Below are 21,085 nucleotides of genomic sequence, written 5' to 3'. Positions count from 1 at the left end.
GAGTTTCAGGCGGGCCGCACGTTCCAAAAGGTTGGAAACCCGTCGAGGATCCCGGTGAGGCCGGAGCGATAGGCAGTCGGCTGCAGGTACTGGCCAAGGGGGTAGTAGGGCACGTCCTCCATGGCCTGGAGCTGGATGTCCCGGCAGAGGGCAGCGCGCGCCGCCTCGTCCGGGGCCGTGAACCACGCGTCGCGCAGGGCCTCGATCCGCGGCGTCGTGGCCCAGCCGGCATAGCCGGTCTCGCCGGTTCCCCGTAGGGCGATGTAGCCGGCGGGGTTGAGCCAATCCGTGCCGGACCAGTTCGTGACGAAGGCGCTCCAGCCGCCCTCGGATACCGGCCCCTTGCGGTTGCGCCGCTGGAGCATCGCGTTGAACTCGACGGCGTAGACCTCGACATTCATGCCGACGCGTTGCAGCAGGTCGGCCGCGACTTGACCGAGCGCCAGGAGCGGCGCCGAGTTCGACGGCACCATCAGCAGCACGGTCTCACCGGCGTAGCCGGCAGTCTTGAGGTCGGCACGCACCTGTGCCGGATCGCGTGGCGTCGTGAGCGGCGCGAGCCCGTCCATCGAGGCCATCGGCGTGTCGGGACAGAAGAAGCCGAGGGGCACGTGGAACAGGCTGGGATCGTCGGCGCCCACGACACCCTGCATGCAGGAGGTCTGGTCAATCGCTCCCCAGAGCGCCCGCCGGATGGCCGGGTTGTTGAAGGGCGGCTGCAAGTGGTTGACCCGCAGCATCGTCACGAAGCCGGTCGAATCGAGTACGCGGGTGCTCACGCCCTTGGCCGCTTTCAGCAGACCCAGCTGGTCGTGCGAGGCGTATTCCTGCCAGTCGGCCTCGCCGGCGATCAGCGCGGACGTCGCCGTGGAGGTATCGCCGATGACGCGCCACTCGACCCGGTCGTAGTGGGCGACCTTGGGACCCGAGGTCCAGGTGAGCGGGCCGTCCTTGCGGGGCACGTAGCCCTCGAAGCGGGTGTAGACGGTCCGATCACCGGGCACCCGCTCGTCCGCCTTGAAGCAGAACGGCCCGGAGCCGATGAGTTCCGGCACCTGCTGGAACGGGTCCGTCACGGCGAGGCGCTCCGGCATCATCGCGCAGACCGGCACCGAGGCCTTGCCCAGCGCGATCGGCAGGAGCGGGAACGGACGCTTGAGGCGGAACCGAATGGTCCGATCATCGGGTGCCGACAGCTCGTCCGTCGCCTCCAGGAGCGAGCCACCGAAGGGGTCGCGCTTGGCCCAGCGCCGCAGCGAGGCCACGCAATCGCGGGCGAGCACACGGGTTCCGTCGTGGAAGAGGAGGCCGTCGCGCAGGGTCAGATCCCAGCGGCGCCCATCCGCCTCGACACGGTGGCCCTCGACCATCTGGGGCGTGGCGCGGAAAGAGGCGTCCATGCCGTAGAGCGTGTCGAAGACCATGTAGCCATGGTTGCGGGTGATGTACGCGAAGGTCGTGACCGGATCGAGGGTTACGAGGTCCTGCTGCGGGATGAAGCGCAGGGTCGAGGCGGCAGCCGCCCGGACCAGGGCTGGAGCCGCGACCGCGCTGGCGACCACGGCGCCCGCACCCTGCAACAGCGTCCGTCGCTTCATTGAAGAGTTCCCGATCTATCTCGGCGCGATCGTTGTGCGTTGACACCAGCCCGGACCTACCGAGCGATCCACCTCGCGGGGGCTTGCAGGAATGGGGCCGAACAACGGCACTTGGATCAGGAGAAAGCGAATTTGGGCCGCCTCCAAGCGTTAAGGCACGATCGAGCAAGACTCGCACAATGATTGAACGTGCTGCGAGCTAATATGAGACGTCAACACGCTACCTTTACTGTGCCGACATACGCCGCACGCGCCATCCTCAACTTCTCTGGTCCTAAACTGATCCTCTCTGTCAGCCGGGTTCAAAGCCACCCGGTCAGCTCACCTGCGCGACGTCATCCAATCCGTGCCGACCTCAGAAGTCGTGTCTGCTTGGCGCGATCCGATCCAGACCGCATGCGCTACCCGTCACGTTCTTACGGATGGGGCCTTCGCGCGCTGCGCCCTCAGGGTATCGGCGATGACGACACCGGTGCGCAGTACGTGCCGATAGGCGATGGCGCCGGCTTCCGTGGCATCGCGCGCATCGAGAGCCCCGAACAGATCGCGGTGTTCCCGAGCTGATTCCTCCCACCGGCTGCCAGTCGAGAGCGCCCGCAGGCGTGCCCATTGGGCCCGGGCCTGGAGAGGCGCGTGAGCCTCGGCCAATGGCCGGTTGTGGGCAGCCGTCACGATCGTCCGGTGGATTTCTTGGTTGAGGGCGAAATAAGCGTCGAGCACCTTGTCCCGGTGCATGCAATCGAGCCGCGCCTGCTTCTCGCGCAGTTCGCCCAAGAGGGCGTCGGAGATCCGAGTCGCGGCGAGTTCCGCGGTCAGCCGCTCGATGCCCGCCAACGCCTCGAACAGTTCGAGGACGTCTTCCGGCTCCCAGTCCGGAACGCGCGCGCTCCGGTTCTGATGCAGCTCGACCAGACCCTCTGCTGCCAGGAGCTTAAGGGCTTCCCGCAACGGCGTGCGGGAAACCCCCAGCGCGATCGAGAGATCCTTCTCAACCAGGGGGGCGCCCGCCGGCAGCACGCCGCGGACGATCATGTCCTTGAGCCGGCCGGCCGCCTGCTCGTGCAGGCCGGTTCGCGGGAGCGGCGCGGCCGGGATATTCAGGGCCTTGCGAGGGCGGCCTCGGAGGCGTGCGACCACTTCCATCGGTTTCCCAACTCCACGGCACCAGCCTAACGCATCCGACTTCCGGGTCCGTGACCCGTTTTTAGCGTCGTTGCGGTGCCCTAGCAGGCATCTGCGCAAATTGCATGCACCATGCAGAAAACACCTTGTTGGCCCGTCGCACCTGGAAGATGTTCGCTGCATCGGAGACGGATGCGATGGCGAGACCGAACGGGACGACGCGTCTGGGCATGCTCACGCCCTCGTCGAACAGCGTGCTGGAACCCGCCACCGCGCATCTGCTCGCCGGCTGCGCGCAGGTCAGCGCGCATTTCTCCCGCTTCCGGGTCACGCAGATCGGCCTGTCGCAGGCGGCCCTGGAGCAGTTCGACCCCGAGCCGATCCTGATGGCGGCCGAACTGCTCGCCGATGCTCGGGTGGCGGCGATCCTGTGGAACGGCACCTCCGGCGCGTGGCTCGGCTTCGACGCCGACGAGCGCCTGCGCGACGCGATCCAGGACCGGACCGGTTGCCTCGCCTCCACCGCCGCGCTCGCCTTCCGCGACCTGTTCCGTGCCCGGGGCTATGACCGGATCGGTCTCGTGACGCCCTACACGGGCGACGTCCAGCGGCAGATCCAGGCGAATTGGGGGGCAGCCGGCTTCGACTGCGCCGCCGAGCGCCATTGTGGACTGTCGGAGAACTTCGCCTTCGCCACGGTCGGCCCGGAGGCGATCGCCCAGATGGTCCGCGGGGTGGCGGCCGAAGGCGTCGATGCGGTGGCGATCGTCTGCACCAACCTCGCGGGCGCGGCGCTTGCCCCGGCTTTGGAGGCCGAACTCGGCGTGCCGGTCCTCGACTCGGTCGCCGTCACCCTCTGGAAGGGCCTGGACCTCGCCGGCTGCAGGCATGCGGATCTCGCCGCGCGGGGTCGCGTGTTCGCGGAGGCCCGGCCGTGAGCGCCGCGACCGGAGCCAGGACCTCCCTGATCCTCGACGGGATCACGCAGCGCTACGGCACGGCGCTCGCCGTCGATACCGTAACCCTCGACATTAAGGGCGGCGAACTCGTCGCGCTGCTCGGGCCTTCCGGTTGCGGCAAGACCACCCTGTTGCGGGCGGTGGCCGGTTTCCTGAAGCCGACGGAGGGACGCGTCATCATTGGGGGGCAGGCGGTCGATCACCTGCCGCCGAACCGCCGCACCGTCGGCATCGTGTTCCAGAACTACGCCCTGTTCCCCCACATGAGCGTGGCCGAGAACGTCGCCTACGGGCTCGCCGCGCGGGGCGTCGGGCGGGCCGATCAAAAGGCGCGGGTGGCCGAGATGCTGGCGCTCGTGCGCCTGGAGCATCTGGCAGATCGCTTTCCGCGGGCGATGTCGGGCGGTCAGCAGCAGCGCGTGGCGCTCGCCCGGGCGCTCGCGGTGCGGCCCTCGATCCTGCTCCTCGACGAGCCCTTCGCGGCCCTCGACAAGAACCTGCGCCTCGACATGCAGATCGAGATCAAGCGCATCCAGCGCAGCGCCGGCACCACCACGCTGATCGTCACGCATGACCAAGAGGAGGCCCTATCGATGGCCGACCGGGTCGCCGTGCTGAATGCCGGCCGCCTGGAGCAGTTCGCGCCGCCGACCGACGTCTACGACCGCCCCGAGACGTTGTTCGTCAACACTTTCGTGGGCACGGCCAACGTCCTGCACGGGCAACTCGCAACCGGGCCGGATGGCGGCCGCGCGGTGGCGCTCCCAGGCGGCGGCCTGCTCCCCACCGTCACCGCGATGCCGGACGGAACGCGGGTGGCCGCCTGCCTGCGGCCCGAGCACGTCGCCTTCGAAACGGGTGGGGAGGGGCTCGACGGCGTCGTCGAGATCGGCCTGCCGCTCGGCGCCACGCTGGTCCACGAGATCCGCCTGGAGGGCGGCGCGCGCCTGAAGACCGCCGAGGCCCGCGCGGCGGGCGCCGGCCCGCGACCGCCCGGGACGCGCGTGCGCCTGCGCCCGATCGTGCCGGAGCGGGTCAGCGTCTTCCCCGACCCCCGCCACTGAAGCCGAGCCGCCAGGAGATTCCGACCATGACCCTGCACCGCCGCAGCCTCCTCGCCGGCGCCCTGACGCTCGGCGCGACGCAGGCCTTCCCCGGCCTGTCTCACGCGCAGGCCCGCAAGCTCGTCTTCGCGACCTTCACGGGCAGCTGGGAAGAGGCCCACCGGGCGGTACTGGTCCCGGCCTTCCGCAAGAACACGGGCGGCGACATCATCCTCGATCCGATGCTTTCGGTCGATCAGATCGCCAAGGTCCAGGCGGCCCGCACCAACCCGCCGATCGACGTGATGCTGCATGATCCCGGTCCCGCGCTCACTGCGATCGCTCAGGACCTCGTCGAGCCCTATCCGGTGGCCCAGTCCGCCCACTATGCCAACCTGATCGCGGATGCGCAGGAGCCGATGGGCCCGGCCCCGTTCTTCCAGATCGTCGGGCTGACCTACAATCCCGAGACGGTGAAGACGCCGCCGACCTCCTGGGCCGACCTCTGGAAACCCGAATACAAGGGACGGGTCGGCATCACCAACCTGAACTCGACGCTGGGCACCGGCTTCCTCGTGGAGATCGCCCGGATGCACGGGGGCTCAGAGACCGATATCGAGCCCGGCTTCAAGGCGCTGGAAGCGCTCAAGCCCAACCTCGCCGCCGTCGCGGCCAATCCCGGCGCGCTCGCTGCCCTCTATCAGCAGCAGCAGGTCGATATCGGGCCAGGTAATTTCAACGCGATCCAGATCCTGAAAGCCCGCGGCGTGCCGGTGGAATTCGCCGCGCCGAAGGAGGGTATCATCGCCTTCAAGACCACGATCCACATCGTCAAGAACACGCCCGTAAAGGATCTCGCCTTCACGCTGATCGAGGCAGCTCTCTCGCCAGAGGTGCAGGTCAAGCTGATGCAGAGCCCCTATCTGATCGTCCCAACCAACCGGAAGGTGGCGATCGAGGGCGCGGTCGCGAAGGTGCTGGCCAAGGACGCGGACGAACTGAAGCGCAAGTCGGTCTTCCAGGACTGGGCCGCGATCAACCGCAGCCGGGCGGCCTGGATCGAGCGCTTCAATAGAGAGATCCGGGTGTGACCGCGGGCTTCGCGCCGATGGCGCCCGACCCGGTGGCGGCGCCGGGCCGCCCGGGCCATCCCTGGATGGCCGCCTACGACATCCGCCTCGCGCTGCCGCTCGGGGTGTTCTTCCTGGTCTTTTTCCTGGCGCCGCTGGCACTCCTGGTGCTGGTGAGCTTTTACGCAGATCCGGGCATGACCCGCTTCGGCCTCGACCAATACGCCCGGTTCCTGCTCGATCCGTTCTCCCTGCGGGTGCTCGGCTCGACCCTGTGGCTCGGCGTCGAAGTCACGGCGCTCACCCTGCTGCTCGGCCTGCCGCTGGCGCTGCTCCTGACCTGGGCGCCCGGCCGGCTGCGCGGCCTGCTGACCCTCATCGTGCTGCTGCCGCTGCTCACGAGCGTGGTGGTGCGGACCTTCGCGTGGATCGTGATCTTGGGGCGTCAGGGCATCGTCAATGCCGGACTCCTGGCCCTCGGCCTCACCGACACGCCTTTGAAGCTGCTCTACACTGAGGGCGGCCTCGTCCTGGCGCTGGCGCAGGTGCAGATGCCCCTGATGGTACTGCCGCTGGTGACCGCCCTGTCGCGGATCGACCCGAACCTCGCCGATGCCTCGGCGGCTCTCGGGGCAGGGGCGTGGCGCACCTTCGTCCGGGTGACGCTGCCGCTCTGCCTGCCCGGCATCGTGGCGGGCTGCCTCCTCACCTTCGCAGCGGCGATCACCGCCTTCATTACCCAATCGCTGATCGGCGGCGGGCAGATGCTGTTCATGCCGATGTACCTCTACCAGCAGGCGTCGTCGCTCAACAATTGGCCGTTCGCTGCGGCGATCGCGATCGTCTTTCTCGTGGCGGTGCTGGCCTGCGTGACCGTCTTCAACCTGGTGGGCCGCCTGTCGCGCGGCTACGCGCAAGCCTGAGGAGCGCTGATGAGAACGAGCATGCGGCGCGATTTCGACTGGTTCAGCTTCCACGCCGCCGTGCTGCTGCTCGCCGGGCTCTGCCTCGTCCTGCTCGCGGCGCCGACCGTGATCGTCGTCGTGGTCTCGTTCACCAGCGGCTTCTCCCTGCGCTTCCCGCCGCCCGGCTACGCCTTGCGCTGGTACGCAGCACTGGCGGAGGCCGAGCAGCTTCGGGCCGCCGCCTGGAACAGCCTCGTGGTGGCGGGGTGGACGACCCTGCTGTCGGTGCTGCTGGGCACCGCCGCCGCGCTCGCCCTCGCCCGGTCGCCGCGGCTCTCAGCGCGGCTCCTCGACAGCCTGTTCCTGTCGCCGCTCGTCCTGCCGGCCCTGGCCTTCGGGCTCGCCGCCCTGATGCTGTTCAGCCTCGCCGGCATCCCGGTCTCGCCGTTGACCCTCGTCCTCGGCCACACCGTGGTGTGCGTGCCTTTCGTGGTCCGCACCACCGTGGCGGCCCTGTCGCAGATGGACCCGGTGCTGCTCGAGAGCTCGACCTCTCTGGGCGCGTCACGCCTCTACACTTTCCGCCGGGTGACCCTTCCGCTGATCCGGCCCGGCATCCTCGCCGGCGGCTTCATCGCCTTCATGGCGAGCTTCGACAACGTCCCGGTCTCGCTCTTCCTGCGCGATGCCGCCACCGACATGCTGCCGATCCGCATGTGGCAGGATCTGGAGGGCCGCCTCGACGTCACGGTGGCGGCGGCCTCCAGCCTGCTGATCCTGGTGACGGTAGTGCTGGCGGTGGTGATGGAGCGGGCCGCCGGCCTGTCCCGCCGGATGGCGGGCTGACCTGCCATGCGGATCCTGCTCCTCAACCCGAACACCTCCGCGGCGATGACCGAACGCATGGCGCGGGCGGCCGAGGCGGCCCTCGCCCCCGACGTGCAGATCACCGCGCTCACCGCCACGACGGGCCTGCCCTACATCGCGAGCCGGGCCGAGGCGCAGCTCGCCGGCGCGGCCGTGCTGGAGACGCTGGCGGCGCATCACGCCGGCCACGACGCGGCGGTGATCGCGGCCTACGGCGATCCCGGGCTGATCGCGGCGCGCGAGCTGTTCGACCTGCCGGTGGTCGGCATGGCCGAGGCCGCGATGCTAACCGCCTGCCAGCTCGGGGCGCGGTTCGCGGTCGTGACGTTCTCGCCCGCGCTGCTGCCCTGGTACGAGGATGCCTTGGCGCTGGCGGGGCTGACGGCGCGCTGCGTCGGGCTCTACGCGGTGCGCCGGCCGTTCGCGGACGTGACCGCGGTTCAGGACGTGTTGCGGCCGGAGATCCTCGCTCTGGCCGAGCGCGCGGTCACGGACGGCGCCGATACAGTGATCCTGGCGGGGGCGCCGCTTGCCGGCCTGGGCTCCGTCCTGCGCGAGGCGGTGCCGGTTCCGCTGATCGATCCGCTGGCGGCGGCCCTGGGCCAGGCGCAGGCGCTGGTGCGGCTCGGGACACGCCCGCCCACGGCCGGGCGCTTCGCCCGCCCGCCCGCGAAACCCGCCACCGGCCTGACTGGCCCGCTCGCCCAATGGATCGCGCATCGCGCGGGAGAGACATGACCCGGACCGATTGGATGGGCGAGACCGGCCCGCTCTGGACCCTCTCGGCGGCCGCCCTGTGCCGCCGTTACGCGGCCGGCACGGCGAGCCCCGTCGCAGCCGCGCGGTCCTGCCTGGAGCGCGCCGAGGCCGTGAACCCAACCCTCAACGCCCTCGTCGCCATCGATTCCGATGGGGCGGAACGCGCCGCCATGGCGAGCGAGGCGCGCTGGCGAGCGGGCACACCGCTGGGCCCTCTCGACGGCGTGCCGGTGACCATCAAGGACAGCCTGAACGTCGACGGCTTCGCGACGCGCTGGGGCAGCCGGCTCTCTGGGGAGCACAGGGTCGACCAGGACGAGACTCCGGTGCGCCGTCTGCGCGCAGCCGGGGCGGTGATCCTCGCCAAGACCAACGTCCCGGAACTGACCGTCCAGGGCTACACCGGCAACCCGGTCTTCGGCGTCACCCGCAACCCGTGGGATCCGGCGCTGACGCCGGGGGGCTCCAGTGGCGGCGCCGTCGCGGCGGTGGCTGCCGGGATCGGGCCGCTGGCGCTCGGGACGGACGCGGGCGGCTCGATCCGCCGGCCCGCGTCCCATACCGGCCTCGTCGGCTTGAAACCCACTACCGGCCGGGTGCCGCGCCGGGGTGGCCTGCCGCCGATCATGCTCGACCTCGAAGTGGTCGGACCGATGGCCCGCACGGTCGACGACCTCGCGGCGGCGATGCGGATCCTCGGGGCGGCCGATCCGGATTCCGTCGCGCCGAACGGCTTCGGCCCGTTCGGGACCGCTGCGGTGCCGGAGCGCCCGCTGCGGATTCTTTACGTCCCGGCCTTCGGGACCGCTCCGGTCGATCCTAAGATCGCCGACAGCGTCGCCGAGGCGGCCGGGCGCTTGGCCGGCCTGGGGCACCGGGTCGAGACCGGCCGTTTCGACGCGGCGACGGCCATCACGGATGCCTGGCCGATCCTCGGCCAAGCCGGCATTGCCTGGCTGATGCGCGCGCACCCGGGCCGGCGCGACGCGCTGGGTCTCGACATCCGCGCCCTGGCGGAGGCCGGGGCGAGCCTGTCGGCGGTCGACCTGTTCGACGTGCAGCGGATGGCGCTGGCGCTGCGCCAGGACCTCGCCGCGCTGTTCGCGGGCCACGACATCCTGATGACCCCCACGGCCGCGGCGCTGCCCTGGTCGGCGCAAGAGACCCATCCGGACCGCATTGCCGGCGTGCCTGTAGGTCCCCGCGGTTCGGCGACCTTCACGGGCTTCGTCAACGCCGCGGGCTGCCCCGGGATCTCCATCCCGTGCCGCCCCTCCGGCGCAGGGCTGCCGATCGGATTCCAGCTCGTGGCGCCCTGGGGCGGTGATGAGACCCTCGTCGCGGTGGCGGCCTCCTACGAAGCGGCCCATCCCTGGCCGATGCTCTGGGAGGACACCGATCCATGACGGGCCTGTCCATCCACGCCGTCGATGCCGCAACCGGCCGGCCGGCCGAAGGCCTGTGCGTGCGCGTTCTGACCGTGGGCGCGCGCGGTGCGGTGATCGCGGAGGGCGAGATCGGGGCCGATGGCACACTCGCGCATCCAATCGTGCGAACGCGGCTCGCCGCTGGTCTCTACGAGGTGGCGTTCGACATCGGGGATTTTCTCGGGGAGGCTGGCGACGGTTTCCTGAATATGGCGTCGATCCGCTTCCGGATCACCAATCCCGCCAGTCATTGCCATTTGCCCCTGAAGTTCACCGCGTTCGGCATAGCTTTGTTCCGCGGCTGCTGAGGCTACACAAGCAACACGCGTGGGACGGGCCTTGAACACCGGGACAGCTTGCCCCGCGCCGCACAGGATCTGCGCGCCGATAAACCGTTTTCGAAAAGGACGTCGACGGGCATCTCCGCCGAACCCGTTGTGGATGCGGTGCGTCCGCTTCAACCTCTTCGCCAGTCCAAACGAGACCAGCGGCTTTCGGCCAAACTTAGTCGTTCAAGGTTCTGCCTTGTAGCATCAGTGAGCGGACATGCCGGTGCGATCACCCGCCTTCGTCTATCACCCCAGGTATGAGCGGCCCGAGAGCAACAACCCTGACCCGTTCGTGAACCTCCCTCGTCCGCCGCCGTGCCCCGCATCGGCGCACCGCCAACGAGGACCCATGGCCGATCCCCACGCACGCGTAACTGCCGCCATTCTGCGCCAGCTCGAGCGCTGACCCCACCACGTGGGTCTGCCCCTGGTACCACGGCGCGGGCGGCCTACCCCGCAACGCCTTCACCGGGCGAGTCTACCGTGGAATCAATACGCTGGCTCTGTGGTGCGCCGGCCAGGAAAGTGGCTACGCCGACGCGCGCTGGGCGACCTACCGGCAGTGGTCAGAGCAGGGCGCGCAGGTCCGACGCGGCGAGCAGGGCACGGCGGTGCTGTTCTACCGCGACCTGTCCCTCGAGGCCGCGGGAGAGACGAGCAAAGACAAGGCGGCCGCGCCCCGCTTCGTCGCGCGCGCCTCCACCGTGTTCAACGCCGCCCAGGTCGACGGCACCCCCGAGCCGCCCGCGCTCCCCGCCATACCGATCGGCCCCATCCCGGCCTTCAATCGATTCGTCGCCGCCACCAGCGCGGTGATTCGCACGGGTGCCTCGGCCTGCTACCTCCCCGCCCGCGACGAAATCCGCCTGACGGAGCGCGCGGCCTTCCGCTCGGCCGCGGGTTACTGCGGCACGCTCGCCCACGAACTCGTGCACTGGACTAGGACGCCCCACCGCCTCGATCGGCAACTCACCACCCGCTTCGCCACCCGCGTCTACGCCGCAGAGGAGCTGGTGGCCGAACTCGGCTCCGCCTTCGTCCTCGCCGGGCTTGGCCTCGCCCCCGAGCCGCACCCGAATCACGCCGCCTACATGGCCGGCTGGCTGCCGCTCGTGCGTGACGATCCCCGCGCGCTGACCACCGCCGCCTCGCTCGCCTCGCGGGCCGCGCAGTACCTCGAAGCGTTCGCGCAGCCCGCAACCGATGCCGCGATCGCGGCGTGAGTGGCGATCACACCAGGGGAGTCCCTTCGCATTCCGGGCCCGCCGAGGCCCCGAGCTCGCGCAGCCCGACGCGTCGGCGGCTGGTGGCGCTGCTCGCCCTGGCGCCGATCCCGGCCGTCGCGGGCGTGGGGACGGCGCCCTCCGCCCCGGCCCCGCCCGACGATCCGATCCCGCGGCTGTTCGCGCAGTTCGAGGCGCTGATGGCCGCCCACAAGCGGGCGCTCGCCCGGGCCGACCGGCTCGAGGCGGGCCTCGTCGCGCGCCTGGGCTGGCCTCGCGTCCGCCTGCCTGCGCCGGCCGGCGCTACGCCCCTGTTCGCTGCGGAGGCGGACACGATCGACCGGCACTACCCCCGGGACCGCGGGCACGGCGGCTGCGGCGGCGCCTGCGCCGCCGCAGCGAGCCTGGGAGGCGGCGGGCGGGTGCGGCTTGGTGGACGCCCTGCGTCACGAGGCGAGCGTATCCCGCGCCGTCCGCGCGGTGGGGGCGCTGTTGATCGCGCAGCCCGCCGCGACGCTGCCCGGCCGGTGCCTCAAGCTCGTCGTCCTGCTCGCCCTGCACGCCCCGGGCGGGGCGTGCGACACCGCCGAGCCGTGGCGGAGCCTGAGCGGCTTGCTGGCGGACCTAACACTACTTTGGCAGAACAAGGGAACGCGGGCGGCTTTTGCGGATTCGCATTCCACGGCCATGGGCGTGGGTGCGCGCGATGTCGGGTGCTGGCGGATGGCGTGAAGATCTGATCGGTGGCTGCAGCCGTTCCTGGCCGGCCTGTCGCATCCGGCGCGCCGGGCGATGTGCCCGCTGTACGTGAGCGGGCTGATTGGCCCGGGTGACCGTAAGAGCGTCCAGCCGATGGCGGCCCGGGCCGATGGGGTGCCGTACGATCGGCTGCACCACTTCATCGCGGCCGGGATCCAGGATGAGGCTCCGCTGCAGCGGGCGCTGCTCGGCGAGGCCGACCGCCTTGTCGGCGGCATGGATGCGATCCTGGTCGTCGATGACAGCGCCTTGCCGAAGAAGGGCAACCACTCGGCCGGGGTGGCGCCGCAATACGCCACGACGCTGGGCAGGACCGCAACTGCCAGACGCTGGTGTCGCTCACGCTGGCGCGCGGTGAGGTCCCCGTGGCGATCGGTCTGCTGCTGTTCCTGCCCGAGACCTGGACGAGTGACCCGGATCGGATGGCTTCGGCCCTACGGTGCTCAGCCCGCGCATCCAACCGCTGGCGTTCGTCCGCGGTGGTCTCGGGCGCAGCTGTCGCGCCGGCCGCGTCGTCGAGTTCGCGCAAGACCGCATGGTTGCGTTCCCACCGGTCGTTCGCGATGTTGTCGGCTGCCTTCCAGAGCCAGGCGCCGAGGTCGCCGACCCTGCGTCCGCTAGAGACGGTGGTGTATGCGCTCTCGACCGCGTCTGCGACGCTGTCGTCGACGTCGGCAGCCGGCAGCTTCGACCACTTCCGCTGGAGCATCCGCTTCAGACCGGCGAGGAAGCCGCTGGCGTGGAGCGCCTCGACCATGCCGAGCGCGTCCTTCGCTCTGGCGGCGGCTCGCGCCTCAATCAGGAGGGCCGACGCTCTCGAGGCCGGGTCTTCCCCGGGGGGTTGTCCTTACTCAACCTCGCTCGTCCCCGTCACGGGCCAGCGAAGTGCCGGCCGCCTACATCCAGTAGTCTGGGTGCGAAACAGGGCTAGCGGCGCGGGTCACGGCTTGGGCAGCCACTTCGCGTGGAGCGCCTTTGCGGCGGTCGGGACGGTCTTCGCGTCGACGAGGGCGACGAGGGAGCGGAACCGCTTTTCGCAGCCGCTGTTCGACGCGACACGGTTGCCGATCACCGTCGTCCCCTTCGCCAATCCGAGCATCAGCTTGACCTCGTTGGGCGAGAACGACTTCACCATGTCGTTGTACGCGGGCAACGCCGCGCGTGAAACCCCATAAGGATTGCCGGTCGCTGCGGTGACGACTGCCTCGACAAACGTCGCCTAAGCGGTCTCGGGCACTCGGTTTTTGCGCGACAGCCTCAGAAGCCGTTCGGCGAAGGGCGGCTCGTTCTGGAAGTTGTCCCAGCTGTTGTGCACCGTCAGGAGCTTGCGGCTCGCGGAGGTGAAAATACTGTGGACTTCGGCTTCGCTCAGCAGCGCGAGCTGACCCAGGCTCTCGAAGAACTGCCGCGATGCCTTCTGTCGCGCATCGTCGCCCTTAGCCTTATAGTCCTGATGGCGGTCGACGAGCGCGGAGCGGTTCTTCGCGCTGAGATCATCGCTGAACGCTTCACACAGTGCGATGGCGTTCAGGCGCGCCTCCTCGGCAGACGCGGGGTCGCAGTAGATCCCGTGGAGCATCACGAAGATCAGCTCTCGCTGCGCCTCGAAAGTCTCCTCGATGCGGCGCTGCCATTCGAGCCGCTGCTCCTTCTTGAATTTCGTGGCCTTCAGCGACGCCAGCAACGCCTTCGTGTCTACGCCTTTCGGATTGTGGACGCTCGAGAGCGCGTGCTTCTGACCGCGGCTGAGGAAGCCCACGAACTCGTCTTCGTCCACGGCGCCAGCGGCCGGGTGCGCCACCGAGAAGCTGTTCCTCGTCGCACGACATTGGTCGAGGAAGAAGAAGTCGTCGTCCCCGATCAAGTTGAGCTTGCGGCAGAGGTCGAGCAGCTCGGCATCCTTGAGGTCTAGGAGTGTGTCCTCATCCAACGACTTGTCATCGAGCACCTGCGGGACGACGTTGATCCCGAACCGCCGCACCTTGTCGCGGAGCTCGACGACGGCGGCGTTCCACACGTAGTTGATGGCGGCATCGAACAGTCCGCTCGCTACCGCGATGCACATCTTCACAATGCGCTCGTCGCGAAGTTGAGGCGGGATCTTCTTGATCAAGCGCGGGAGCTGCGACCATGCGTGTTCGATCTGGTCGTCCTCCGCGACCACGTTTCGGGGCACGCCAAGAGCAGTCGTGAGCTGCATGAGCAGCAGCGAAGATAGCGGAGCGACGTCCGGCAGCTTGACGGCCGGCAGGTCTGATTTGGGTTTGACGAGAGACTTGGACACGTTCACCCCCGGCGCGACGGAGTCGCGCTGTCACTCGTTAGTCCGGCGCCGAAACAGCTCGCGGTTCAGCTAGCCCGCGCAGCCTTCCCACGGTGTGTCTCTCCGATTGCCACGTCCCTGGCCCGACGCACTGAAGCGGCTTGAGGCGCTGCGACGTCGCCGAGTCGTTGGATGCGGAGCGGCGCTCGGGAAGGGAGCCGTACGATTAGGTCGAGCTGACCACCGATTGCTTCGACGTAGCTCCGCAGGGTCGACAGGTACATGTCGGCCTGCTTCTCAATCTTCGAGACCGAGGGCTGTTTGATCTTAAGCGTCGACGCGATCTCGGCCTGCGCTTTGCCCGCAGCACGGCGCAGCTCCCCAAGTCCCTCGACCTCAGCCCTCAACTCCTCGAAACGGGCATCGACCTGCGCTCGACGCTCCGCCGGGAGCGCGGCGACCACTTCATCAAGCCTGCGTCCCATCACTTCTTCTCCTTCTTGGCTGCGGTGAGTCGCTTGAGGTGAGCACGGTAGCGCTTGTCGGCCTTCTTGATCAGCGACTTGTAGAACCGCTTCCCACTCCCGCCCGACTTATCGCCAGCGACCAGCAGAACTGCCTTCCGCTCGGTATCGAACGCGAAGGCCACGCGCCAAACGCCGTCGTCCGCCTCGAAGCGCAACTCCTTCATGTTCGCGAATGCCGAGTCGTTTAGCGTGTCGGCATGCGGGCGCCCCAATTGGGGCCAAACGCGCCGAGCAGCTGCGCCGACGCCAGCAGCTCGTCCTGCACCGGCTGAGGCAGCTCCTCGAACTCCTCATCGAACTCATCGCCGAAGACGATTTCCCACATGATATATAGCCCCTGAGCTATGTCGTCAACGTGATCTGTGTAGAAGGGAGTCCGGGGGCGACACAGCGCGAGGCAGAGGGTGCGGATAACGCCTGAGCGATAGCGTCGCCTGTTAGCGTGGCACCATCGGAACGGTGCGGCGCTGGTCGCATGTAGAAGAAGCTGGAGTGACAGCTGCCGCGCCTACGATGGCAGTCGCAGCCAAGCCGACGGGTAAGCCCGATTATGCGATGAATACGTTGGTGCGGTGATGGTTAAGGTAGTCCTGGCTGGCTCCGTTGAATGGACGCAGAGGCGAATGCCTCGCGCCGCGCATCCCAAGCTTGTCAGCGACGGCGTCGGTCAGCTGGGAGGAAAACAACAGTCGTCCGTCGCTCTCAAAACCTAAAAGGCTTCGGTCAAACAGGAAGTCTGCATGTGGAGCCATCATCAACCCATTAGCGCCGTCGAGACGCTCGGCCGCGGTCTGGCAAGCGCGCCACGGCTTGATGTGGCTCGCAATTAGAAGACTGTGCGTGGTTATCCCGGTGATCCTGCAAACCGGCTCGACGTCGAGGACTCGTTTCCGAAAAATCCCTTGCCCGCGGCGGGCGCGAACGGGCTGCTCGCGGATCGTGTCATCAAGCGACCTATCCTGCTGGATGTTGCGCTCAACAAGATCGTCGAGGGTCGAAGCGAAGTCCGCCGCTGTGACCGTCGGAGTTGTGAGTATATCGATTGCCGGAAGCTGCGCGGCCTCGAGAATGAGGTTGACCACGGCGCGATCGATCTCGGAGAGGTAGGCCTTTTGGTTGCCGTTCCCGGTAACCGGCTGGATAGGTGAATGCGTAGCCGGCAGCAGCGGGGCGAGCCGGCTCAGCAGATCCTTCGGCCTGACGGCCATGATAGCGTCGAGCCATTGAACCGGAAGCAGCCAACCCGTAGCGCTCCAATATGAACCTATCTTGCCGAACTCCTCCGGTTTCGGCGCGCTGATGGCGAAGTCGGCTACGATGCCAACCTTGCCCACCCGCCCTTCGGCATAAGAGAGAACCACGTCTCCCGGTGCCGCTCGGCGCATGTTGTCGTAGAAGCGGCTCTTCGCGCCGTTAGCCTCGGCGACAGGCGACCACAGATAGCCGCCGTTCACCTCTTGACGCATTGTCTGCGCGTGATTGACCCACCAGTGACGCACCTACTCAGTATGCATCAGCAATGCTGCCATCTCTAGCGCGCGATTCGGCCGCATGATGAAGCGCACTGGATCGTGGGCAATCGCTTTTTCGGATCGCCAGCTCCGAAGCGGATCTCCCGAAACCCTAAGATGGATCGCAAGCGACACTTCAGTTGAGTTTCATAGAGCTTGAGCAGCCGTGTCCTTGCGCTCTGACTGAGGAAAATGGGTCTTTTGTGTATTGCGGATGTGTCGCCCGTTGCGAGCTCCCACGCCTGATTCCGAACAAAAAAATCGGTCTCTTTTTAAGGGTGCATCATCGCGACCGCGCAAGTAGCAGGACCAAGCCCCCTCAAACGAGTAGCTCGCCCCACTCTCGGCTCTCCTCACAGCCGCCATTGCACTCGCGTTTCCAGTTCGGGGCGTCGCTGCAGGAGGCGGTCACAACGATCACAAGATCACCGACTGCCTGCCGCCGCAGGCGCCCTTCCATATCGTTTGGCTTTAAGAGCACAGCATGCACGGCGGTTCAGCGATTCGTTTCCGCATGCACTGGAGCAGCTGCGGGACGCCGATTAGAGGCGGTCGACGATCGCAGTGACGCCGTGCCACATCCACGTAGTCCACCCAGATCCACGGCTTCTGTTGGGGCCGAAGTTGGGGCCGTCAAGAAGTCGGGTCAAAAAAGGCTAATGATACGAGTGAGTTGGTCGCCTTGAATGGCGGAGACGGAGGGATTCGAACCCTCGATACCCCTTTCGGGGTATGCTCATTTAGCAAACGAGTGCCTTCAGCCGCTCGGCCACGTCTCCGGCGCTCTGGCTCTAGAAGGTCGGATCGGGCGGGTCAACCCGATCCGGGCCGGTCGTTGTGCGGCGGCGGCGTTCGTAGTGCTTGGCGATGCGCAGATGCCGCGACATGGCGTAGTTCATGGCCGTCAGGAAGCCGTAGGTGCCGCGCAGGAGGTGGCGCCGGCCGAGATAGGCCTTGAGGAAGTTACCCGGCAGCTCGACGAAGACCCGCCAGGTCGGAATCACCACGCCCCGAGCCTCAAGGTCGTCGGCCTGCTGGTCGGAATAACGGTTGAGCTTGTCGAGCTGGTCGCCCAGGGAGCGCACCGAGAAATGGTGGATTACCCCCCGGAGGCGGCCGGGCTTCACCCCGGGCTCCAGAGCGACCCGGTCGTGGACCGGGGAGGGGGCGTAGCGGCCCCGGTCCTTGCGATAGAGCCGCACCGGCGTGAGCGTGTAGGCCCAGGGATGAGGCTGGCCCTCGCCGGGAAACACCTCGGCGATGCCGATCCGCCAGGCCGGCCGGCTCGGCTCGCCGGCGGCGAACAGGGCGCGGATCTCGGCGGCGAGCGCGGTTGGGACGACCTCGTCGGCGTCGAGGTTCAGGAGCCAGACGTGCCGGCACTGCTCCTCGGCGAAGCGCTTCTGCGGACCGTAGCCCGGCCAGGGATTGTGGATCACCCGGGCACCGAGGGAGGCCGCGAGCGCCTGGGTGCCGTCCGTGGAGCCCGAATCGACCACCACGAGGTCGTTGGTCAGGTCGCGTACCGCCCGGATCGTCGCGCCGATTCGATCGGCCTCGTTCCGGGCGATGATGAAGATCGACAGGGGCAGCGGCGCCACGTCGCTCGCCGGGGCGTCCATCGCCGCGTCGGTCACGCCAGCCAGTCCGGCACCCGGTCGAGGGCGATGAGATCCTCGACACCCACCCGCGGGCGCACCACAGCCGCCCGGTCGCCCCGCACCAGCACCTCCGGCACCAGGGGGCGGGTGTTGTAGGTGCAGGCCTGGACCGCCCCGTAGGCGCCCGCGCTCATCACGGCGATCAGGTCGCCGGCCTTCACCGCCGGCATCTCGCGGTTGAGGGCCAGATAGTCGCCGCTCTCGCAGACCGGGCCGACCACGTCGGCGACCATCCGGGGCGTGTCCGGCCCCGGCTCGGCCACCGGGCGCAGGCCGTGATAGGCCTCGTACAGGGTCGGGCGGATCAGGTCGTTCATCGCGGCGTCGACGATCACGAAGGTGCGGCCCTCCGAATGTTTCACGTACAGCACCCGGGTCATCAGGATTCCGGCATTGCCGCAGATCATCCGGCCGATCTCGAAGACCGGGCGCAGGCCGAGCGGCGCGAAATGCGGCCGCAGGGTCGCTGCCAGGGCGGCGGGGTCGGGCGGCGGGGCGTTGTCGTCCCGGTACGGGATGCCGAGGCCGCCGCCGAAATCGATGTGCTGCAGGGGATGGCCCGCGGCCAGGAGCTGCCGGGCGAGGTCGGCGAGGAGTCGGGCGGCGCTGGCGAAGGGCGCGAGGTCGGTGATCTGGCTGCCGATATGCATGTCGACGCCGTGGACCGCGATCCCCGGCAGGGCGGCGGCCGCAGCGTAGACCTCCGGAGCCCGGGTGATCGGGATGCCGAACTTGTTCTCGTACTTGCCCGTGGAGATTTTGGCGTGGGTGCCGGCATCCACGTCCGGGTTGACCCGCACCGAGACCGGCGCCTTCAGGCCGAGACCGGTCGCCGTCTCGGAGAGCTGGGCCAGTTCCGGCTCGCTCTCGACGTTGAAGCAGAAGATGCCGGCCCGGAGCGCGGCGACCATCTCGTCCCGGGTCTTGCCGACGCCTGAGAAGACGATCCTGGCGGGATCGACCCCGGCCGCGAGCGCCCGGTGCAGTTCGCCGCCCGAGACGATGTCCATGCCGGCGCCCTGGGCCGCGAGCGTCCGCAGCACGGCCTGATTCGAGTTCGCCTTCATGGCGAAGCAGACCAGCGCGTCGTCGCCCGCGAAGGCCTCGGCGAACACCCGGTAGTGCCGCTCCAGGGTGGCGGTGCTGTAGCAGTAGAACGGCGTGCCGACCTCCGCGGCGAGGCTCGTCAGGTCGACGTCCTCGGCCTGCAGGCGGCCGTCGCGATAGTGGAAATGGTGCATCTCGGCCGTGTCTCTCCTGCGCGCCGGAGCGCGGGTGTTTCCCGTGAAACATCCCGGCCGCCCGCTGTCGGGCGCCCATCGCGGAGGGGCGCGGAACGGCGCAGGCGCGGAGCGATGCTCCGGCCCCCGCCGTCTACAGCAGCGGATCGAGAATGAAAGGCTCCTTGGGGATCCGATAGCCGCGCTTGGCGCCGCGGCTGGTCTCGACCGGTGCGCCTGTGCCGCCCGGCGGAATCGCCGCGATGGCGACTTCGTCGCCGGCCTGCACGCCGGCTGGCGTCGGCTCGGCGGCGCCGCCGCCCAGCCCGACCGAGACCGGCAGCGTCCGGCGGCCGTTGACCGCGTCGGTCGATGTCTGCGCGGCCGGGGCCGAGGTCTGCGGCGGCTCGAGGGAGCCGCGGCGTCCGCAGGCGGAGACCGCGACGGCGACGAGGCCGGACGCGGCCAGGAGCTTCAAGGCGGGAGACGACAACATCGCGCGAGGGTCCGGCAGGCTCGGCGCCGGCGCTCGAGGCCGGCGGGAAGCTTCACCTTAGCGGTTGCCGGGCGCGTGCGCGAGCGCGCAGCCGCCACACGCCTCCCGGCCTCGCTTCACCAGGCCCGTTCGCGCCAGACCGGTAGCCGGTCCGGTCGCGCGGCTGCGCGCCTCAGCCGCGCTGCTCCCGGGTGCCCTGCGCGCCCTGCTTGCCCTTGCCGGGGGCGTCCTGCTGCTGCTGCGCCTCGTAGGCGTCGATCGCCCGACGGCAATTCTCGCTGAGCTTCTTCCAATTCTTCTGGAAGCAGGCGTCGGTGGCCGGATCGTCGGGGGCGAGGTTGCCGCAATAGGTCAGGTAGTCGCCGGTGCAGTACTTCTTCAAGGTCTCGTTGCCGCGCTTCGACTGCTGCGCCGCAGCCGGGAGCGTCAGGGCGGCGGCCGCCGCGACGGCGAGAAGGATTGGCTTCAGGCGCATGGGGATACGTACCATCTCTCGGAGTCAGGAATGTCGGGATAAGTCCCGGTTGCGATGATGCCTTTGCATGGTCGAAACAAGGCAACCGACGAACGTTTCTCGGTGAGGATCCGTCCTGGCAGCCCGGTCAGACGCGCTCGGGTTGCGGAGCCGGGAAAGCCGCCCGGGGCATCCGGTCCTGGCCGGTCAGGGCGTCGGCCACCTCAGTGATCCGCCGACGCAGGTCGGCGTTCTCCCGCTCGACGCCCCCCTGCCGGTCCGCCAGGTTCTGGGCCAGGGCCTCCTCGGCGGCCTTCAGGCTAGCGCGCAGATCGTCGCGCTCGGCCGCCAGAGCGGCGGAATCCTCGGCTTGGGGCCGGTCGGCGCCGCGGCCCTGCCGAATCGCTAGAAGGCTGTCGAGCAGGTCCGCATGCGCCTCCTCGAGGGCGCGCAACGTGGCGAAGCTTGCGGTGCCGTCCTCGCGGGCGCTGCCCAGTTCGGCTTCGAGCTCCCGGGTCTTGGCCAGGGCCTGCGCGATCTCGGCATCCCGCGCGGCGACGTCGCGGGCCAAGGCCGCCGCCCGCATGGCACCGGCGCCGATCGCGGCGAGGTCGGCGTGGCGCTTGGCCTGCACGGTCTCGACCCGACGCTCCAGACGGCGCTGCTGCACGGCGAATTGCGCGCGCAGGAAATCCCGCTCCGCGGCGATCTCGGCCGGCGACAGCGGCAGCCGCGCCTCCGCACGCCGCCGCGCCAGACGCGCCGCGCGCGCGTTGAGCGCCGGGAGCAGCAGGAGGCCGCACAGGCTCGCCGCCAGGAAGCCCAGCGCGAAGATCATCACCGTTTCGATCACGAGGGAGCAGCCCGCGCATGCGGCCGGAAAGCCCGGCCC

At 68.9% G+C, this 21,085-nt stretch carries 23 protein-coding genes, 1 tRNA gene and 1 pseudogene; 11 read left to right on the top strand and 14 right to left on the bottom strand.

Translation table 11 applies throughout. The features are described from left to right. Positions 1–5: 5 nt before the first annotated feature. Together AKJ13_RS23545 and AKJ13_RS23540 are read right to left on the bottom strand one after the other, a co-directional pair. On the bottom strand, positions 6–1,598 hold the full coding sequence (locus AKJ13_RS23545) for an ABC transporter substrate-binding protein (protein WP_050735547.1): 1,593 nt from the start codon (positions 1,596–1,598) through the stop codon (positions 6–8). A gap of 408 nt (positions 1,599–2,006) precedes the next feature. Next, a complete protein-coding gene (locus AKJ13_RS23540; protein WP_050735546.1) occupies positions 2,007–2,741 on the bottom strand; it encodes a GntR family transcriptional regulator in 735 nt (244 codons plus the stop codon). Between the two features lie 149 nt (positions 2,742–2,890). Between AKJ13_RS23540 and AKJ13_RS23535 the strand changes: the two genes are divergently transcribed. The 11 genes and pseudogenes from AKJ13_RS23535 to AKJ13_RS30730 all read left to right on the top strand — a co-directional run. Beyond that, the gene (locus AKJ13_RS23535; RefSeq protein WP_082317092.1) at positions 2,891–3,658 is read left to right on the top strand and encodes an aspartate/glutamate racemase family protein; all 768 of its coding nucleotides are present in this window, start codon (positions 2,891–2,893) and stop codon (positions 3,656–3,658) included. Continuing rightward, entirely contained in the window at positions 3,655–4,743 is a 1,089-nt protein-coding gene (locus tag AKJ13_RS23530) for an ABC transporter ATP-binding protein (protein WP_050735545.1), read from the top strand. The genes AKJ13_RS23535 and AKJ13_RS23530 overlap by 4 nt, the downstream gene beginning before the upstream one ends. A 26-nt stretch (positions 4,744–4,769) precedes the next feature. Further along, complete coding sequence (locus tag AKJ13_RS23525) at positions 4,770–5,813, top strand: ABC transporter substrate-binding protein (RefSeq protein WP_050735544.1); 1,044 nt, start codon at positions 4,770–4,772, stop codon at positions 5,811–5,813. 17 nt (positions 5,814–5,830) lie between these two features. Next, positions 5,831–6,715, top strand: coding sequence for an ABC transporter permease (locus AKJ13_RS23520; RefSeq protein WP_050735572.1), 885 nt, complete (start codon positions 5,831–5,833; stop codon positions 6,713–6,715). Positions 6,716–6,724: 9 nt separating this feature from the next. Then, positions 6,725–7,543 carry an ABC transporter permease gene (locus tag AKJ13_RS23515; RefSeq protein WP_050735543.1) on the top strand — a complete coding sequence of 273 codons (819 nt, stop codon included), beginning with the start codon at positions 6,725–6,727 and terminating at the stop codon, positions 7,541–7,543. 6 nt (positions 7,544–7,549) lie between these two features. Further along, positions 7,550–8,302: an aspartate/glutamate racemase family protein gene (locus tag AKJ13_RS23510; protein ID WP_050735542.1), complete on the top strand. Its 753-nt coding sequence runs from the start codon at positions 7,550–7,552 to the stop codon at positions 8,300–8,302. Then, complete coding sequence (locus AKJ13_RS23505; protein WP_050735541.1) at positions 8,299–9,729, top strand: amidase family protein; 1,431 nt, start codon at positions 8,299–8,301, stop codon at positions 9,727–9,729. Before AKJ13_RS23510 ends, AKJ13_RS23505 begins: the two co-directional genes overlap by 4 nt. After that, positions 9,726–10,058 (top strand): hydroxyisourate hydrolase, encoded by a 333-nt coding sequence (locus tag AKJ13_RS23500; RefSeq protein ID WP_050735540.1) that lies wholly within the window; start codon positions 9,726–9,728, stop codon positions 10,056–10,058. The genes AKJ13_RS23505 and AKJ13_RS23500 overlap by 4 nt, the downstream gene beginning before the upstream one ends. A gap of 395 nt (positions 10,059–10,453) precedes the next feature. Then, on the top strand, positions 10,454–11,302 hold the full coding sequence (locus AKJ13_RS23495) for a zincin-like metallopeptidase domain-containing protein (RefSeq protein WP_348270969.1): 849 nt from the start codon (positions 10,454–10,456) through the stop codon (positions 11,300–11,302). A gap of 432 nt (positions 11,303–11,734) precedes the next feature. Beyond that, positions 11,735–12,034, top strand: coding sequence for a hypothetical protein (locus tag AKJ13_RS23490; protein ID WP_144426361.1), 300 nt, complete (start codon positions 11,735–11,737; stop codon positions 12,032–12,034). Next, positions 12,009–12,486: pseudogene (locus tag AKJ13_RS30730) on the top strand (transposase); the annotation flags it as partial. The gene AKJ13_RS23490 and the pseudogene AKJ13_RS30730, both read left to right, overlap by 26 nt. Before the next feature lie 515 nt (positions 12,487–13,001). Here AKJ13_RS30730 and AKJ13_RS32330 read toward each other — a convergent pair. The 12 genes from AKJ13_RS32330 to AKJ13_RS23435 form a co-directional block, all read right to left on the bottom strand. Continuing rightward, positions 13,002–13,214 (bottom strand): hypothetical protein, encoded by a 213-nt coding sequence (locus AKJ13_RS32330; protein ID WP_050735538.1) that lies wholly within the window; start codon positions 13,212–13,214, stop codon positions 13,002–13,004. A 66-nt stretch (positions 13,215–13,280) separates the two neighbouring features. Beyond that, positions 13,281–14,345 carry a hypothetical protein gene (locus AKJ13_RS23480; protein WP_144426360.1) on the bottom strand — a complete coding sequence of 355 codons (1,065 nt, stop codon included), beginning with the start codon at positions 14,343–14,345 and terminating at the stop codon, positions 13,281–13,283. A gap of 65 nt (positions 14,346–14,410) precedes the next feature. Continuing rightward, positions 14,411–14,809 (bottom strand): XRE family transcriptional regulator, encoded by a 399-nt coding sequence (locus tag AKJ13_RS23475; RefSeq protein ID WP_082317090.1) that lies wholly within the window; start codon positions 14,807–14,809, stop codon positions 14,411–14,413. Then, positions 14,809–15,015: a type II toxin-antitoxin system RelE/ParE family toxin gene (locus AKJ13_RS33315; RefSeq protein WP_348270968.1), complete on the bottom strand. Its 207-nt coding sequence runs from the start codon at positions 15,013–15,015 to the stop codon at positions 14,809–14,811. Before AKJ13_RS33315 ends, AKJ13_RS23475 begins: the two co-directional genes overlap by 1 nt. A gap of 20 nt (positions 15,016–15,035) precedes the next feature. Beyond that, positions 15,036–15,176, bottom strand: coding sequence for a hypothetical protein (locus AKJ13_RS33310; protein WP_348270967.1), 141 nt, complete (start codon positions 15,174–15,176; stop codon positions 15,036–15,038). Positions 15,177–15,399: 223 nt separating this feature from the next. Further along, positions 15,400–16,317 carry an HNH endonuclease signature motif containing protein gene (locus tag AKJ13_RS23465; protein WP_244471700.1) on the bottom strand — a complete coding sequence of 306 codons (918 nt, stop codon included), beginning with the start codon at positions 16,315–16,317 and terminating at the stop codon, positions 15,400–15,402. 732 nt (positions 16,318–17,049) lie between these two features. Beyond that, positions 17,050–17,141, bottom strand: a tRNA-Ser gene (locus tag AKJ13_RS23460). A gap of 12 nt (positions 17,142–17,153) precedes the next feature. After that, a complete protein-coding gene (locus tag AKJ13_RS23455; protein WP_050735569.1) occupies positions 17,154–17,963 on the bottom strand; it encodes a glycosyltransferase family 2 protein in 810 nt (269 codons plus the stop codon). Positions 17,964–17,995: 32 nt separating this feature from the next. Next, positions 17,996–19,264, bottom strand: coding sequence for a diaminopimelate decarboxylase (gene lysA, locus AKJ13_RS23450; protein WP_050735536.1), 1,269 nt, complete (start codon positions 19,262–19,264; stop codon positions 17,996–17,998). A 133-nt stretch (positions 19,265–19,397) separates the two neighbouring features. Further along, a complete protein-coding gene (locus AKJ13_RS23445) occupies positions 19,398–19,739 on the bottom strand; it encodes a lipoprotein (RefSeq protein WP_144426359.1) in 342 nt (113 codons plus the stop codon). A 172-nt stretch (positions 19,740–19,911) separates the two neighbouring features. Further along, positions 19,912–20,214 carry a hypothetical protein gene (locus tag AKJ13_RS23440; protein WP_007567254.1) on the bottom strand — a complete coding sequence of 101 codons (303 nt, stop codon included), beginning with the start codon at positions 20,212–20,214 and terminating at the stop codon, positions 19,912–19,914. A 127-nt stretch (positions 20,215–20,341) separates the two neighbouring features. Beyond that, positions 20,342–21,031, bottom strand: a complete 690-nt coding sequence (locus AKJ13_RS23435) for a hypothetical protein (protein WP_082317089.1) — start codon at positions 21,029–21,031, stop codon at positions 20,342–20,344. Positions 21,032–21,085 lie beyond the last annotated feature (54 nt).

Origin of the sequence: Methylobacterium sp. ARG-1, from assembly GCF_001262595.1 — a bacterium.
Taxonomy (GTDB): Bacteria; Pseudomonadota; Alphaproteobacteria; order Rhizobiales; family Beijerinckiaceae; genus Methylobacterium; species Methylobacterium brachiatum.
Note: the sequence above shows the minus strand (reverse complement) of the source record. Positions and strands in the feature narration are given on the sequence as shown.